Consider the following 16,289-nt stretch of genomic DNA (forward strand, 5'->3'; position numbering starts at 1 on the left):
ATTTTTAAAACTTTTTGTTTATGATATCATGTGGGAGATTATATGAAAACTATCTATTAGGTTGTTTTTGTATACAAAAATGGTATAGAAAGGGACTTTGACATGGATATAAGAAAACTTCGTTACTTTATTGTAATCGCTGAGGAAAAACAGCTTACCCGTGCTGCCCACCGACTTCATATGGCACAGCCACCTCTAAGTAGACAACTATCGCTACTAGAACAAGAATTATCAGTAAACTTATTTGAAAGAAATGGTCGAAATATGCATTTGACTGAAGAAGGTAAAATTTTATATACGAAAGCCAAAAACATTATTCATCAATTAGAAGAAACTATTACGGAAATTAAAGATACCGGTGAAGGGCTAAGGGGCAAACTATCTATTGGAGCATTTCATTCTTGCATTCCTTTTCTCTCTGAAAAAATCCGCTATTTTCAAGATAACTATCCAAATGTGAACTTAAAAATATGGGAAGGTGGCCCTTTATACTTAATAGAGCAATTAGAAAATCGGTATATCGAACTCGCTATCTTACGTACACCCTTTAATAAAGATATTTTTTCTAGTATTTGTTTATCAAAAGAACCTTTCGTATTAGTCATGCCTGCTAAATGGGAACTATATCATTCACACCTTCCAATCCCTCTAACCGAGTTAAGTCATATTCCCCTTTTACTTTTACATAAAGATAAAGAAAACAGCTATCATCAGCTCGTCATCGATGAATGCAAACACCTTGGTATAAAGTTAAATGTAGCATGTGAATGTCCTGACTCAGCATTTATTCTTATGCTTATCATGACTGGAATCGGCGCCTCTATCTTGCCGAAAAGCGCTGTATCTCATATCCCACAAGAATTTATAAAAATAGTAGATTTAATAGATTTCCCTTATGAGTCTGAATCATCGATTATATGGCTGAAAGATCGGAAACTTTCTAAAAGAGCTCAAAGATTTATAGAATGTACATGAATTTATTTTAGAGGTGTAGCGATGAATCCCTTCGCTTCTCTATCACTATTACCTCGTTTACAAGAATATTTCTCCTGTTATTATCATTGGACATGTTATATTCGCCGCTTATGTGAATACGAGAATGGCTCATTAATCCTTCTAAACAGAAAAAAACAAAGATGCGAAGTCATAGAAGAGACTTCACATCTTTGTTTTTTTAAATGAATGAAAATCCTCCGTAAGGTCTTTACTACAAGCGTAACACCTTGCTGCTTTATATCCTATTTTTCTAAACGGAAGCCCCATCCTCAGTATTATTTTGAAAATAGAATGATCAAAATGGGTTTACTTATCTTTCTCCATATATTCTTTAATCTTTCGTTCTTCCCACTCTTTTCCGAATATCCCAAATGGAAAAGTTGTCAAACCGTGTATAACGATACCGATCCCCCAACCTCCAAGTGGATATAAAAACCATAATTTACTTGAATCAGAGCTTATATTTATGAAAAAAAGCATTAAGTTCACTAGTATATAGACCGTTAAATGAATGTAAAATGCTTGTAAATTCTCCACTCTTTTTTTAGCTCGTAAATAATTCTCATCTCGCTCCATATGTAAACACCTCTTTCATTATTGGATTTTTTAAATTCGCTCCGATTTAAACATCATATTCTAATCGGAAATCCCTTATTCTCAAAAAAACACAAAATAAAAAATACCCATCAAATTGTCATACACATGATAATTTAATGGGTACTGCATGATACATTTAGTTTTTACATTTATTGTTTAGAGTAAATTGCAAATAACGACTTATACTCGCCTTATTAAGACCAAATCCAAACATCATCATTATTTTCAACGTTGCTCTTTACCTCATAAACCTTTTCGATATGATCCGTTGTGTTCCAGTTAATAGAACTTCCACCCCAGCCCACATACTTCATATCAATTTTCACTTTCTCACCCGTATTAAATACTTGTCCCTTTGTAAGGTACACTTCAATAATAGATTTCTTTCCATTTACTGATGGATACTGAACAACGACATATTTAGTAGCACTGTCTCCCTCATCTTCCATCGTTCCTACTTTTGATACTTCTCCAATCACATAATCAGGTGAGCCATCTTCTTTCATGTGCATACCTAACTTGTTTGTTGTATTCTCAACTGCAGTTGCAACCATATATTCTGTAAAATTACGCATCATAGATCCAGTAGCTTTTACTTCATCTCCTACTTTCACGTTTGAAAGTGAATCCATATATACACTAACAGGTTCTTCGTATTGCTTAGATTTTACTACAATCACACCATTATCTACTTCTATTACTCGTCCTTCTAACGTCGAGAAATTCGATTCAATAGAAGCTGCACTCGCTTTTGTTACTTCTAATCCTGGTAAATTCGTTCCTGATAATGCTGCGATACCTAAAGCACCTGCTAAAATTATTTTTTTCATACCCATTATGAAACATCTCCATTCATGATGATTTTATTTGTTTGATTGGCTACGATCAACCTGTAATCAATATAGTTACAGGTCATAAAAATAACAACCACTTTTCTCACGCGATGTTATATACTGTAATATTCAAATATAAAGTATACGATTCTTACACTTGTGACTTTCATATAAAGTTAAATAAAAAAGGCAGTGTAGATTATTCCTATATCCAACACTGATGCTAGATTCTTAAATGACAGCAGGTGTATTTGTTGATGATGGAGAAACTAATGTCATATACAATGTTCTTCAATTCTACGGTTTGTATAATCGTAGTTCATTACATTATGTAGGGGCGGAATTCATATGTTAATAAAACCAAAAAGATTACAGGCAGGAGATATTGTAGCAACAGTAAGCGCTTCATGGGGAGGAGCGGGTGATTCTAAGCTAAGATGGCGTTATGAGCAAGGAGTAAAGAGATTAGAAGAAGTATTCGGTCTTAAAGTTATCTCAATGCCAAATAGTTTAAAAGGTAGTGAATACCTTTATAAAAATCCACAAGCTCGTGCGGAAGATTTAATGACAGCATTTAAAGATACGCGTGTTAAAGCAATTATTACGAATATTGGTGGCGAAGATAGCATCCGTTTACTACCTTATATTGATTTTAATGTGATACGTGAAAATCCGAAAATCTTTATGGGGTACTCTGACGATACCGTTTCGCACTTGTTTTGTCATAAAGCAGGAATTTCCTCTTTTTACGGTCCAGCAATTTTAACCGATTTTGCCGAAAATGTAGCGATGGATTCATATACAATTGAAATGGTAAATCGGACTCTCTTTTCAAATGAAACTATTGGCGAGATTCAACCATCTCTTGAATGGACGAGTGAGCGTTTAGAATGGATAGAGATGAATAAGAATAAACGGCGTACAATGCAGCAAAACAATGGATATGAGCTACTTCAAGGCTCTACCACTATACAAGGGCGCTTAATTGGTGGTTGCATTGAAGTACTGGAATTTGCAAAAGGAACGGAACTTTGGCCTGAGAAAAAACATTGGGAGAATAGTATCCTTTTCTTTGAAACATCTGAAGATCATCCAGAACCAAGTTATATAAAGTATTGGTTGCGGAATTATGCAGCGCAAGGCATTCTGCAAAAAACAAAGGGTATCATCTTTGGTAAACCAAAAGACGAAACATATTATGAAGAATATAAGCACGAAATACTGAAAGTTATGAAGGAGCATAATTTAGAAGATTTGCCGATTCTTTATAATTTAAATTTTGGCCATACCGAACCAAAGTTTATTTTACCTTACGGTGCGATGGCAGAAATTGATTGTGAAAATGGATCTTTCCGTATTTTAGAAAGTGGTGTGGAATAAAGTGAAACTATAAATAAGTGGGGGTTTTTCACCCCCACTTATTTATTACATCCATTTGGTTCCTTCTCCTACTAATTTAAAGAATAATCCCTGAAAAACTCCCCTTCAATACTTCTTTTTCAAGTTGATTCATACATGTAAACATCGCAATAATCTTTGTACGATTTTTTTCATCGGGTTCAAATTGTTCAATAATTACATCACAACGAATCGTATCCCCGCTAAAAACAGGGCGTAAAAATTCAAAATCCATCTTACGAGCTAATACATTATGATCACCGCCAATTTTTGTGGGCAGTGTTGATGTTAACAGCCCTTGTACAACAAATCTCCCTTGCTCATCCGGTGTAACATGATGAATTCCCTCATCCTTAGATACTTCTGTAAATAAAACAACATCTTCTTTTGTAAAAGTTCGCTCAAAGGTGATTTTTTCGCCTACTTGCAATTTCATCGATACCCCTCCTCAAAAAACAGTTCACAATTAACTAAACTCCTGTTCCCTTTGTTATATAAGAAAAACCGAAACTAAAAATCATTTCGGTTTTTCTAAACTATAGAAGTCTATATTTATCCCGCATTAACGGTCAGTAAGACTCCCGAATGCGAGAAACCTAGGTGGGAGATAACTACCCGTAAATGCCCGATTGGTTCAACTAATAATCAGTGGGGATGGACAAAACCCCCACTGATTAAAGTTTCACTTTACTTTAACGAATGAACAAACAACCCGCTACGTAGTTTCGGTTCAAACCACGTTGATTTTGGCGGCATTACTTCTCCAGCGTCAGCAATTGCTAATAAAGCTTCCATTGATGTCGGATATAATGCGAATGCTGCTTTATATTCACCGCTATTTACAAGGCGTTCTAGTTCTTCTAATCCGCGGATTCCTCCGACAAAATCAATGCGTGAATCAGAGCGCGGATCATGTATTTCAAGTACTTGGCTTAATAAATGATCTTGCAGGATAGATACATCTAAACCTTTAACGAGATCATTCGCATCAAACGTTTCCTCTTTCACTGTGATCTTATACCACTTCTCGTTTACATACATACCAAATGTTTTTGGCTCATTTGGTTTATATGGAGAAATCCCTGCTTCTTCTACATAAAAGTATTGTGCAATTTGTTTTAAAAACTGTTCTTCTGATAGGCCATTTAAATCTTTCACAACTCGGTTATAGTCCCAAATAGAAAGTTCATCATGAGGGAATAAAACAGATAAGAAGAAATTAAATTCCTCTTCTCCTGTGTAATGCGGATATTGTTCTCTCCGCATTAGACCAACTTTTGCCGCTGATGCTGAGCGGTGATGTCCATCCGCAATATATAGATTAGGAATCTCTTCAAATGCTGCTACTAATTTCGCAATCACATCTTCATCTTCAATCTTCCATGCAACATGCTCGACTCCGTCTTCTCCCGTAAATTTATAAATAGGCGCATGTTCTTCTTTCCAGCTTGCAATTAAGCGTTTCACTTCTTCTTTTGTACGATACGTTAAAAAGATAGGTCCCGTATTTGCGTCACACACATCTACGTGGCGAATACGATCTTGTTCTTTCTCATGACGCGTTCGCTCATGTTTTTTAATTGTATCATCCTCATACTCATCAATTGATGTACAAACAACCAGGCCTGACTGCGTTCTTCCTTGCATCGTCAGTTCATAAATGTATAGTGCTGGCTCTTCATCTTGAATGAACACTTCTTCTTGTATAAATTGCTTTAAATTTTCACCCGCTTTTTCATATACGCGATCATCGTACGGTGAAAGTGCCGGATCTAAATCGATTTCTGCTTTATCGACATGTAAAAAAGAATATGGATTCCCTTTTACAACTTCTCTTGCCTCTTCACTATTTAATACGTCATACGGTAAAGCTGCAACTTCTACTGCTTTTTCTTCTACTGGACGAATGGCCCGAAACGGTCGGATTTTTGCCAAGTTTCTCTCTCCTTTACACAATCATTCGAACGGCTACAACACCTGTAATTTTGCTTATATTTTCCACAATATTCTCTTTTATTATATCATCAATTCCGTTATCAATATCAATCATTGTGTATGCCCAAGAATGTTTACTACGATTAATCATATCGGCAATATTAATATGATGTTCTGCTAAGCATCCTGTAATTTGTCCTACCATGTTCGGAACGTTTTGATGCATTATTGTAATACGTTTCTTTCCGATATACGGAAGTTCTACGTTTGGATAGTTTACTGAATTACGAATATTTCCTGTCTCTAAATATTCACGTAATTGACGAGCTGCCATTACTGCACAATTTTCTTCAGACTCAGACGTAGATGCACCAAGATGAGGCGTCGCTGTTACATTTTTCATCTTTATTACATTTTCATTCGGGAAATCTGTTACGTAATGTGTAATAATATCTTCTTCTAACGCTTTTTGAAGAGCATTTTCATCTACAAGTTCTCCTCTTGAGAAATTGAATAGACGCATTCCTTTTTTCATCGTCTCTATAGCGTGTTCACCAACAATCCCTTTCGTTTGGTTCGTAAGTGGAATATGCAGTGTAATATAATCACAAGTTGTAAAAATTTCATCTAAACTAAATGCTCTTTGCACATGTGTAGAAAGACGCCATGCTGTTTCAACAGATATATACGGATCGTATCCGACAACATCCATCCCTAAAGCTAACGCATCGTTCGCAACTAAAGCACCGATTGCACCAAGACCGATAACACCTAAACGTTTCCCCGCAATCTCTGATCCAACGAATTGCTTCTTCCCAGCTTCAACAAGCTGTGGTACTTCTTCTCCATCCAACTCTTTCGTCCAGCTCACTCCGTTTATAATATTACGGGAAGACATAATAAGACTTGCGATAATAAGTTCCTTCACTGCATTAGCATTAGCCCCTGGCGTATTAAATACTACAATCCCTTTTTCTGTACAACGCTCAACAGGAATATTATTTACACCGGCACCAGCTCTTGCAATTGCCTTTAAATCTTCTGAAAACGCTTCTTGATGTAAAGAATAGCTTCGAAGTAAAATACCATCTGGATGACCTATTTTGTCTCCAATTTCATACCGATTTCCATCAAAAATTTGCAAACCCTTTTCCGCAATTTGATTTAACGTTTGAACACGAAACATATCCCCATCTCCCTATCTATTCTCAAGCTCAAATTCCTTCATATAATTTACTAATTGCTGTACACCGTGTACTGGCATCGCATTGTAAATACTAGCGCGCATACCACCGACTGAGCGATGTCCTTTTAGCGTAACGAAACCACGTTCTTTTGCATTTTGTAAAAATTGATTGTTCAGCTCTTCTGACGGTGTTGTAAACGGAATATTCATAAGTGATCGATATGTAGGATCAACTGGTGAAGTAAACAATTTTGATTCATCTAAGAAATTGTAAAGAAGTGAAGATTTCATTCTATTCTGTTCTTCAATCGCAGATATCCCGCCTTGCTCTTTCAGCCACTCTAATACAAGTTTTGTTACGTAAATACTAAAGGACGGCGGTGTATTATATAAGGAGTTATTTTTGCTGTAAGTTTCATAGTTTAACATCGTAGGACAAGAGCGATCTGCTCCTCCAATTAAATCTCTTTTTATAATTGCAATCGTTAAGCCCGCTGGCCCTAAATTCTTTTGCGCTCCCGCATATATAAGACCAAACTTCGAAACATCATATTGTTCTGATAAAATATTTGAGGACATATCCGCAACGAGCGGTACTTTATCTACATGTGGAATGTCCACATATTTCGTCCCCTCAATTGTATTGTTCGTTGTTATATGTACATAATCTAGTTTTTCATCGCCTAGTAAACCATCCAGTTTAGGAATTGTAGTAAACTTCTCTTTTTCAGAAGAAGCAATCACTTGCACTTCTCCAACTTTTTCAGCTTCTTGCAGCGCCTTTTTAGACCATGAACCTGTCAGTACGTACCCAGCTTTTTTATACGCACTCATTAAATTTAACGGTATCATAGAAAATTGTAATGACGCACCACCTTGTAAAAATAAAACTTCATACTCATCAGGAATGTTCATTAATTCACGAAGCAAGCTACTCGCTTCCTCTATAATACTTTGAAAATAAGAAGATCGATGACTCATTTCCATAATAGACATGCCTGTCCCGTTATAATTTACAAGCTCCTTTTGCACTTTCTCTAAAACTGGCAAAGGGAGTATAGATGGTCCAGCTGAAAAATTATACACTCTCTCCATCACCCAGATGACCTCCTTATTTCTCATTTTTATTAATTTTTAAACTTTCTGAATTATACCTCACAATACAAGACACGGTCAATTTGTTTTCTATTATTACGGTGCAAGACGCAATGGAATCGCTTGCACGTGCATACTATATATAAACATACAAAAAAGTGTTAAGTACATAATCGTACTTAACACTCTAATAATAAAAGAATAATAGCTAATTGTTCGTAAAGAACCGATCAAAAATTTGATAAATAGCAGAAAGACCAAAGAGCCAATAAATAGTGTCCACAAGCGCCGGCATAGAACCAAACCATTTCTCAACTACATTGTAATCTAACGCCACAAACAACCAATTCAAACCGCCAAGAATCACCAATATTACTGTAAGGTAAGACAAAAATTTCATTATGATTGCCCCCTAGGTGATAAGATGGTGAAAGGCCTTTCACTAAAATATATGTAATAGATTCTAAAACTTACCTATTTTATAAAAATTATTTTCGATACCATCCATTAATAACTGCCTCTGCTTCTTTACTATGTATTTGATATGAATGATTACTATCATTTGAGCCAATAAACCATATTGAAAACCCTTTAAAATACGGCTTCGGTTCTAATACATCACGGTAAGCACGCCACCCGTTAAGTTGTACATCTTTTGAAAACACATTCGTAACATCTGGGTTCCACGGATTTTGCAGTCCAAGTTCACGTGCTGGAACGTTAAATCCACCAAAATACACTGGCTTTCCTGTTGTTTTATGTAATTTCTCAAGTTGCTGCACGACATTTTGGCCACGATTATATACTGTCGTCGCAAATAAACTTTGTTTTACTTCTTCGTACGATGGATTTCTTTTTCCTGAAACTTCAAACCAACTATCAATACTTACGATGTCCACCTTTTTTAAATACGGGCGATTTATTTTTTCCAGAAACTTCGCTTCATAAGATGGATCAAAGCTTGCAGTTAACCACCAGTTCATTTGATACAAAACATTTCCTTTATACTGTTTACGAACAAAATCAATTGTATCGCTCCAGTATCCTTCTGCATATTCCATATTCACGAAATTAGAAGCAATCTTGAGTCCATACACATTGTATTTACTAGTAATGGAATCAAAAATATCTTGTAAAACAACCGTTTTCCAATTCCAGAAGAAATCGTTAATATTACTCGGGTTCCATTCCGTCTCTCCAATATTTCCTTGCTGAATAAACGGGAACGGCTCCACTATAACTTGAATATTACGCTTTAATAATTCTTGAATTAAAATAATAGCTTGTTTCTTTTGCGCCTGATTAATTACCATATTAGCAGAATTCACATTCGGAATATCAACTTGGATCGGTACATTCACCGTATTTAAATTCAAACGCTCCACATCTGCTAACACTTTCGCTACATTGCCTACTTCCCATACCGTTACGTTTCCTGATTTTATTTTTCCAGATTGAACAGTATTTACATCCGCCTGTACCTTTCCTTGGAAACAAAAAGAAAACAACATGATACACACTCCTAAAATACTTACTAAACTCTTATTTTTCTTCATAACTTTCCTCCCTGTAATTTTTGGCATTATTAATTATTTTATACAACATTACACATATATTCCAGAAATATATGAAGTGGAATTTTTATTAAAAGAAATACTGTTCAACCTCATTCATTATTTATTCATATCAGCCTCCTAAAAATAGTAGGGAAAATTTCAAAAGAGACCCTTACATATAGTAAAAGTCTCTTCTAACATTATCGCGGCTTTAAAGTTAATACTTTTCCTTCAATTCCGTCTGTATTTAAAGTAGTCTTATGATAATCTCCATTGACCCAATCATCTATTTGATCATGATACCAATCGCTTCTAAAATGTCCCGACTGCCCCGGTCCTACTATATGATAACCGTTTGACATATCTTTCGTATCAATAACAAATCTCCAAGAAGCACCATGATTTACAATACCGTTATCTCCGTAACTCGCTGCTTGAACGGTAACTTGACTTCCGCCTATCGGAACTGCTTTCTCACGATTAAATGCAAGTAATGCTAACATACTAGATGATTTCGAAATTGGATGCGTAAAAGCAAGTTGATGGTAATCGCCCCACTTCCACTCTGCAACATCGGGTCCATATTCCTTCTGTAATTTCTTCATTACATTCTCGTACGATGTATGCACAACTTTCGTGAAACCTCCGTACTTCGTAAACCAAGCGCTATTTTCTCCTGCTACTTGTTTTCGAATCAATTCATCAACAACTTGTGACTTCCCTTCAAATAACTCCATCACATCTTTCGGTATTTCTTTTGAAAATAACGTATTCGAAATTTCTTTCATTAACAAATGGTATATTAACGGTGCCGCTTCATCTTTACTATCGTAATAATTCCACTTTGTTAATTGTTTTACGCCTTCTTTCTCTACTTCATTTAAAGATGCTTTATTTAACTCCTTTAAAAATATAGGAGCAAATTCTTTCCCGTATAAATTTTTTTGATCCATCTGTAAATCTTCTAAATCTTTCACCGTATATTTTTCCTTCTCTTGTAAAAACTCTTGAATACGCATTTGTCTATATGGTTGCGCCCACGTATTACTAATATGGTATGGATAATTATCATCAACAATCTTATTATTTGCAGTTGAAATAAACCCTTGTTTTGGATTTATTACTTTTGGAAGCTGATCAAACGGGATATAACCTTCCCATTCATATTCATCTGTCCATCCTGGCACTGGCAAACTACCATCACCTTTTTTACGCACTGGTATATTTCCATTCGCTTTATAAGCAATTGTGCCGTCGTTTGATGCAAATACAAAGTTTTGAGTTGGTGTATGAAAGTCTTGAAGTGCAGTTTCAAACTCATCCCAATTTTTCGCTTTATTCATATTTAGTACAGCCTTTAATTCAGCGGAAGGCTCCAAAGCAGTCCATTTCAAAGCGAATACTGTTTTCGTTTTCTCTTTCCCTTTATCCGCAAACTCTGAAATGACTGGACCATGCCTCGTAACAGTCACGTTATAAGGAATTGTTTTCCCGCCTTTTACTTTAATAGATTCATCAACAACTGTAGCTTTTTCCCACTTATCGTTATACAAAAATTCATTTTCATTATTAGGATTTTTCTTCTCAATATATAAATCTTGCACATCAGGACCTGTATTCGTAACGCCCCATGCTATTTTGTCATTATGACCTAATATAACACCTGGCACTCCCGCAAAAATAACGCCACTCACATGTAAATCTTTCATTTCAAGTTGTGATTGATACCAAATAGAAGGCGTCGCAAGAGATAAATGAGGATCATCCGCTAAAATCGGCTTACCAGACGCACTCTTCTCACCGCTTATAACCCAATTATTACTACCATTAAACTCAGGCGGAATTACCGTTTTTGCAAAACTTTGTGCTACATTCACATTTGTATTTTTCAGTTCAGCTAGCAATCTAGGCGCATCTTTCGGATATGTAGGAAATAGCTCATTTGCTTGCTCTTTCGGTAGGTTTTTCAGCGCCCAATATCGAAATGCCTGCCCGTGCCAATGTCCGCCCAAATCAAACGCCATATACTTTCCAATCGTTAAAGAATCCACAATTGACCATTCAGCAGGCTCATAGCCTAGTAAAGTAAACTCAACCGGCAATATTTTTTCCTGTTTCGCCTCGCGTATAAAAGCGTTCACTCCATCAGCAAATGACTGCAAAGCGTATTTCGCTTCCCCATCATATTGACTAACAGACGCTTCTGCCGCTCGCCGTAAACCGAGCGTTCGAAACAACTTATCCCTATCAACAGCTGCTTCCCCAACAACCTCACTTAACATTCCAGAAGCTTGCCTTCTACTTAAATCCATTTGGAACAAACGATCTTGCGCTTGTACATACCCTTGCGAGAAATATAAATCATGCGCATTTTCCGCTTTAATATGCGGTACACCTTTACCATCCCGCTTCACCGTAACAGCATGTTGTAAATCATCGAGACTTATCGTTCCATCTATCTTCGGCATAGATCTAAGCGTATACAAGTTCAAAAAAATCGCAGCACAAATAACTAACAAAAGAACGATACTACTAGACCAAATAAAAATTCTCTTACCCCTAATTCGTTTCTTCTTTATGACGACTTCCATATCCATATAACCCCTCCTTTCTCAAACTATTCGCTTCTATCGTGAAAGAACCTTTTAGAAAAGAAAAAATCCTTGCTCTCTCATACTATGGATCATACAAACTGAATACCGCTCTCGTACGCACTACGTCCTTTCCTTTACTGAATTTTACTCGTCCTTTCTTACACCAATTCCTCAAAATCGCCTTTACATAAGCGAACGTTCCCTTATTATTTTCAAACGCAATTTTAAGTGCCTCTAGTACTCTATCTCCTGAAATCCTTTGCATCCATTCCTTTAATTCCTTCACGATATATGGAGTTAGACTACTTATATTTTGTTCGTAAAATTTGTAGACTTCACTTTGCGGAGTGGCATCCTCTACTATTTCTATTTCTACCTCTTCTGCCTCTTCATTCTCTTGAATAATCCCTTGTTGTGAATTACTACTAACCTCTTCCTCTGGCATACCAAAATACTGAAGTAATAATGGAATCTTGCATTCTTCTTCAAGACACTTACGCAAAAACTTATGTAGGAACTCTTTACTTTTCACCATTTTCAGCTCACGTAATACACATTTCTCTATGTTCGCATTAAAAATAGGATTATAGTGTAGCCAATTCATAATGAATAACTCTTTCGTTTCCGCATCATATAAAATCTTCCCGTATTCCACAAACCGGTTCAATAACTTCTCAACAGTCTCCATACTGTAACCAGTCTCAAGCTCTGCCAAACGCTTCGGTAATATGTAAATACCACATTGCTTCGTCTTCGTACCAGTTAACAAATATATGTAAAAATAACGCTCTTCTGGCGTTAAATCTAAAATGAATTCATCTTGCCAAAAGTTCACCTGCACATTACGGTACACTGCCATCAGTTTCCCTCCCGCTCTTTACTAGTAAAAAGGAAAATTCCAATCCTTCAATATAAATATAGGAATGAGTAAACGGTTTTGGCATTCGATTTCCAATTTTTTTTACTACTACTACGCCGGTTTTATTTTTTCGCACTTGTTTTGTTCTTGTAGTTGTTCTTGTAGTTGTTTTTGTTTTTGTTTTTTCTTAATGATTTATTACTTGGTAGGTGCTTATGAGGGGCTTTGAAGGGGCTTATATAGTGTTTTCATTCCCCTCTTATCTGATATCTAATTACAAATGTCTCCAACAATCTTCATACATTGCAGACAACCATTATGATTCACCTGCTCATATTTACCCGAAAACAAAAAGCACTTGTTGCCTTCATAGACAATTCAGTGCTTAAGGTTGAAAGTTTATAAATAAGAGTGTCTATAATCGACATAGTTGATTGAAATATTTATTTTAGTAACGATAATATGATACATACCGTATTATCTACAACTGAACGTTCTGGGCGAGATTTCATTAACACTGTTAATCCAATTAATGAAGTGACTAGCGTTTGCGCCAATGCTTTAGCATTCACATCACTTTGCAGTTCTCCAGACTGAATACCTTTGGCGATTAATTCTTGAAATATAATTGCAAGGTACATTTGATGTTCTCTAGTCAACACTTCAAATTTTTCATTATGAGGAGAAAGCTCAACCATTGTGTTAATACAAAAACAGCCTTTATTTGATTCTCTTTTATATTCCTCTTCCACCATATTTTCAAAAAATGTACGAATGGCCTCTTTTACAGATCGTTCTTTTTGAAGTTTTGTTCGAATGCTGGTCGCATGTATATTTATGTATCTCCGTAATGCAGCTTCAAACAGCCCTTCTTTATCACCAAATGCCGCATATAAACTCGGTCTTTGTATTTCCATTTTAGCAGTTAGATCACTTAATGAAGTAGCAGCGTATCCTTTCTCCCAAAAAAGTTGCATAGCAGCATCCAAAGCTTTTTCTTTATCAAATTCGCGTAGTCGAGCCATTTAACCCCTCCTCTTTTTTCACCTGTTTTCTAAATTACAAATCACGTTTTTATGTACCAATCAGTATATTATATATCGTATTAAATTATAAATAATATGTCAAAAAAACTGAAATCACTTTACAATTCATTTGACATATTAACTTATCCCTGATTATATTTTATTTAAGAAATAACATACCGTTCGGTACATTATTTCAAAGACAAAAGGAGATGATATTATGGATGCTAAAGAAAAAATGACAACTGCTCTTACTCAGAATAATGATCAGTTTCAACTCCCTATCAATACAATCATGCCCCGCTATATAATTCTATTATTTTCAATAGCTTGTGGGATGGCTGTGGCGAATATATACTTCGCTCACCCTCTACTTGATTCTTTATCCAATGAGTTTAAGATCAACCATTCAACTATTGGTGTCGTTATTACTATTACTCAAGTTTGTTATGCACTCGGATTACTTTTATTAGTTCCACTTGGTGATTTATTAAACCAAAAAAGACTTATTATTGTTCAAATGCTTTTATCCGTTTTCGCTTTAATTGTGATCGGAGTCGCTCCTTCAAGTACCGTACTTTTTATAGGTATGGCCTTAGTCGGAATTCTTGCAACTGTTACGCAGACACTCGTTGCTTACGCATCCATTTTAGCTAATCCAAAAGACCGTGGGCGAATAGTAGGTTTCGTCACGAGTGGTGTCGTAATAGGAATTCTACTTGCACGTACATTTGCCGGAACATTAACAGATCTAGCTGGATGGCGTTCCGTTTATCTTACCTCTGCTGTACTTATGCTCTTCGTAATTGGTTTGTTATATCGTAATTTACCTAATCTTGAACATAAAAAAACAGCTATGACCTATCGTAAATTATTACATTCCGTTCTCTTATTATTTGTAGAAGAGCGCCTCTTACGCATTCGCGGAATATTAGCATTGCTCATTTTCACTTCATTCAGTATTTTATGGACTTCATTAGTTTTACCTTTAAGTGCTGCACCATATAATCTATCACATACAGCTATCGGAGCATTTGGTCTTGCTGGAGTTGCTGGTGCATTAGCTGCCACTAAGGCCGGACAACTTGCTGATCGCGGATTCAGAGAAAGAACTACTGGCATAGCCTTATCCTTATTATTACTTTCATGGCTCCTCATTAAATTAATGAACCATTCTCTATTCCTACTTGTTACCGGCGTTATCCTTTTAGATTTAGCTGTGCAAGCTGTACATGTCACGAACCAAAGTATACTTTTCACAGTGCGTCCTGAAGCAAGAAGTCGGCTCACTGCTAGTTATATGATTTTCTATTCTATCGGCAGTGCTACAGGTGCCATTCTTTCCACAAACATTTATGCAAGCTACGGATGGAACGGAGTTTGTATATTAGGTGCATCCGTTAGTGCTTGTGCTCTTTTATTCTGGGCAATGACCTTACGACGATCATCAAAACTAAAAGAAGAATAATTCATTTGTGTATTTTTTAATACGTGTTTTTCTACAAGGCTATAAAGTGAAACTTTGATCAGTGAGGGTTTTGCTCATCCCCCCGCTGATTATTAGCCTACACCAATCGGGCGTTTACGGGCCCCACAAATAGCCGGAAAAAATAGCATTTACTTTTTAACATAAATCAACGGCATTTTTATATTAAAAATGCCGTTGATTCCAAATTCTATGTATGCGATTCGCCATTTCATGATAATAGATCATATACTAGCGAAATACATCTATTACAAATTACCTTTAACTTTTCCAACAATCTCGTTTATCGTATTTCGATCTAGCTTGTCACTAATTTCGTATGGCTCACGATCTCCTACTAATTGTACGCCTACGATGTCGTTGCGGTCCTTACCGTATTGCACTTCAATAATAGATCCGCGCTCTATTTGTTTCCAAATGTAACCTGCTTCATCTTTATTGTCTAATGTAATACAGTCCTCAATGTTTTCATTAATTCCAATTAACATATTATCGTCAATATACCCAATTTCGTACTGTTGACGTTCTTTCGCTTTTCCGCTTACTAATATACCCGCGCTACCATATGAGTAATCCATATAGTCCTTTTGCTCCGTTTGTACCGCTTTCGGCTCTTGTACTTCAGTTTTTTCAGTAGTCCCACAACCGGTAAAAAGACCGATTGGCATAACTGCAGTTAATATTACTCTAGTAAATTTCTTTATCATTTATAACTAACCTCACATGATT

15 protein-coding genes are annotated in these 16,289 nt (G+C 36.0%); 3 read left to right on the forward strand and 12 right to left on the reverse strand.

Annotated features, from left to right (window positions below; all coding sequences use genetic code 11):
- Nucleotides 1–102: 102 nt before the first annotated feature.
- Nucleotides 103–975 carry a LysR family transcriptional regulator gene (locus ACP6L7_RS12675; RefSeq protein ID WP_097830318.1) on the forward strand — a complete coding sequence of 291 codons (873 nt, stop codon included), beginning with the start codon at nt 103–105 and terminating at the stop codon, nt 973–975.
- Between the two features lie 327 nt (nt 976–1,302).
- On the opposite strand, the gene ACP6L7_RS12680 is transcribed toward ACP6L7_RS12675, so the two are convergent.
- Both ACP6L7_RS12680 and ACP6L7_RS12685 read right to left on the reverse strand, forming a co-directional pair.
- Entirely contained in the window at nt 1,303–1,572 is a 270-nt protein-coding gene (locus ACP6L7_RS12680) for a 2TM domain-containing protein (protein ID WP_097830319.1), read from the reverse strand.
- 215 nt (nt 1,573–1,787) lie between these two features.
- Complete coding sequence (locus tag ACP6L7_RS12685; protein WP_097830320.1) at nt 1,788–2,429, reverse strand: ATP F0F1 synthase subunit alpha; 642 nt, start codon at nt 2,427–2,429, stop codon at nt 1,788–1,790.
- A gap of 345 nt (nt 2,430–2,774) precedes the next feature.
- On the opposite strand from ACP6L7_RS12685, the gene ACP6L7_RS12690 reads away from it, so the two are divergent.
- Nucleotides 2,775–3,806: a S66 family peptidase gene (locus tag ACP6L7_RS12690; RefSeq protein WP_097830321.1), complete on the forward strand. Its 1,032-nt coding sequence runs from the start codon at nt 2,775–2,777 to the stop codon at nt 3,804–3,806.
- A gap of 76 nt (nt 3,807–3,882) precedes the next feature.
- Here the strand turns inward: ACP6L7_RS12690 and ACP6L7_RS12695 are convergent, their stop codons facing one another.
- From ACP6L7_RS12695 to ACP6L7_RS12735, 9 genes are all read right to left on the reverse strand, one after another.
- A complete protein-coding gene (locus ACP6L7_RS12695) occupies nt 3,883–4,260 on the reverse strand; it encodes a hotdog family protein (RefSeq protein WP_097830322.1) in 378 nt (125 codons plus the stop codon).
- Between the two features lie 251 nt (nt 4,261–4,511).
- Entirely contained in the window at nt 4,512–5,759 is a 1,248-nt protein-coding gene (locus tag ACP6L7_RS12700) for a DUF1015 domain-containing protein (protein ID WP_097830323.1), read from the reverse strand.
- A 13-nt stretch (nt 5,760–5,772) separates the two neighbouring features.
- Nucleotides 5,773–6,945 (reverse strand): 3-phosphoglycerate dehydrogenase family protein, encoded by a 1,173-nt coding sequence (locus ACP6L7_RS12705; protein ID WP_097830324.1) that lies wholly within the window; start codon nt 6,943–6,945, stop codon nt 5,773–5,775.
- A 12-nt stretch (nt 6,946–6,957) separates the two neighbouring features.
- Nucleotides 6,958–8,040 carry a 3-phosphoserine/phosphohydroxythreonine transaminase gene (gene serC / locus ACP6L7_RS12710; protein ID WP_097830348.1) on the reverse strand — a complete coding sequence of 361 codons (1,083 nt, stop codon included), beginning with the start codon at nt 8,038–8,040 and terminating at the stop codon, nt 6,958–6,960.
- A gap of 208 nt (nt 8,041–8,248) precedes the next feature.
- Nucleotides 8,249–8,440 (reverse strand): DUF378 domain-containing protein, encoded by a 192-nt coding sequence (locus tag ACP6L7_RS12715; RefSeq protein WP_000670802.1) that lies wholly within the window; start codon nt 8,438–8,440, stop codon nt 8,249–8,251.
- Between the two features lie 88 nt (nt 8,441–8,528).
- Nucleotides 8,529–9,596, reverse strand: a complete 1,068-nt coding sequence (locus ACP6L7_RS12720) for a glycoside hydrolase family 113 (protein WP_097830325.1) — start codon at nt 9,594–9,596, stop codon at nt 8,529–8,531.
- Nucleotides 9,597–9,796: 200 nt separating this feature from the next.
- Entirely contained in the window at nt 9,797–12,187 is a 2,391-nt protein-coding gene (locus ACP6L7_RS12725) for a penicillin acylase family protein (protein WP_097830349.1), read from the reverse strand.
- An 85-nt stretch (nt 12,188–12,272) separates the two neighbouring features.
- Nucleotides 12,273–13,049, reverse strand: coding sequence for a DnaD domain-containing protein (locus ACP6L7_RS12730; RefSeq protein WP_098361770.1), 777 nt, complete (start codon nt 13,047–13,049; stop codon nt 12,273–12,275).
- A gap of 443 nt (nt 13,050–13,492) precedes the next feature.
- Nucleotides 13,493–14,074, reverse strand: coding sequence for a TetR/AcrR family transcriptional regulator (locus tag ACP6L7_RS12735; RefSeq protein ID WP_097830327.1), 582 nt, complete (start codon nt 14,072–14,074; stop codon nt 13,493–13,495).
- A gap of 220 nt (nt 14,075–14,294) precedes the next feature.
- Between ACP6L7_RS12735 and ACP6L7_RS12740 the strand changes: the two genes are divergently transcribed.
- On the forward strand, nt 14,295–15,542 hold the full coding sequence (locus ACP6L7_RS12740) for an MFS transporter (RefSeq protein WP_097830328.1): 1,248 nt from the start codon (nt 14,295–14,297) through the stop codon (nt 15,540–15,542).
- Nucleotides 15,543–15,808: 266 nt separating this feature from the next.
- Here ACP6L7_RS12740 and ACP6L7_RS12745 read toward each other — a convergent pair whose 3' ends face one another.
- A complete protein-coding gene (locus tag ACP6L7_RS12745) occupies nt 15,809–16,267 on the reverse strand; it encodes a hypothetical protein (RefSeq protein ID WP_097830329.1) in 459 nt (152 codons plus the stop codon).
- Between the last annotated feature and the right edge of the window lie 22 nt (nt 16,268–16,289).

Origin of the sequence: Bacillus silvicola, from assembly GCF_050524305.1 — a bacterium.
GTDB classification, from domain to species: domain Bacteria; phylum Bacillota; class Bacilli; order Bacillales; family Bacillaceae_G; genus Bacillus_A; species Bacillus_A cereus_AT.

Excerpts from the sequence above, each read along its gene's own strand:
- ACP6L7_RS12675 (WP_097830318.1), top strand. The coding sequence starts at position 103 with ATGGATATAAGAAAACTTCGTTACTTTATTGTAATCGCTGAGGAAAAA.
- ACP6L7_RS12680 (WP_097830319.1), bottom strand. The coding sequence starts at position 1,572 with ATGGAGCGAGATGAGAATTATTTACGAGCTAAAAAAAGAGTGGAGAAT.
- ACP6L7_RS12685 (WP_097830320.1), bottom strand. The coding sequence starts at position 2,429 with ATGGGTATGAAAAAAATAATTTTAGCAGGTGCTTTAGGTATCGCAGCA.
- ACP6L7_RS12690 (WP_097830321.1), top strand. The coding sequence starts at position 2,775 with ATGTTAATAAAACCAAAAAGATTACAGGCAGGAGATATTGTAGCAACA.
- ACP6L7_RS12695 (WP_097830322.1), bottom strand. The coding sequence starts at position 4,260 with ATGAAATTGCAAGTAGGCGAAAAAATCACCTTTGAGCGAACTTTTACA.
- ACP6L7_RS12705 (WP_097830324.1), bottom strand. The coding sequence starts at position 6,945 with ATGTTTCGTGTTCAAACGTTAAATCAAATTGCGGAAAAGGGTTTGCAA.
- serC (WP_097830348.1), bottom strand. The coding sequence starts at position 8,040 with ATGGAGAGAGTGTATAATTTTTCAGCTGGACCATCTATACTCCCTTTG.
- ACP6L7_RS12715 (WP_000670802.1), bottom strand. The coding sequence starts at position 8,440 with ATGAAATTTTTGTCTTACCTTACAGTAATATTGGTGATTCTTGGCGGT.
- ACP6L7_RS12720 (WP_097830325.1), bottom strand. The coding sequence starts at position 9,596 with ATGAAGAAAAATAAGAGTTTAGTAAGTATTTTAGGAGTGTGTATCATG.
- ACP6L7_RS12725 (WP_097830349.1), bottom strand. The coding sequence starts at position 12,187 with ATGGAAGTCGTCATAAAGAAGAAACGAATTAGGGGTAAGAGAATTTTT.
- ACP6L7_RS12730 (WP_098361770.1), bottom strand. The coding sequence starts at position 13,049 with ATGGCAGTGTACCGTAATGTGCAGGTGAACTTTTGGCAAGATGAATTC.
- ACP6L7_RS12735 (WP_097830327.1), bottom strand. The coding sequence starts at position 14,074 with ATGGCTCGACTACGCGAATTTGATAAAGAAAAAGCTTTGGATGCTGCT.
- ACP6L7_RS12740 (WP_097830328.1), top strand. The coding sequence starts at position 14,295 with ATGGATGCTAAAGAAAAAATGACAACTGCTCTTACTCAGAATAATGAT.
- ACP6L7_RS12745 (WP_097830329.1), bottom strand. The coding sequence starts at position 16,267 with ATGATAAAGAAATTTACTAGAGTAATATTAACTGCAGTTATGCCAATC.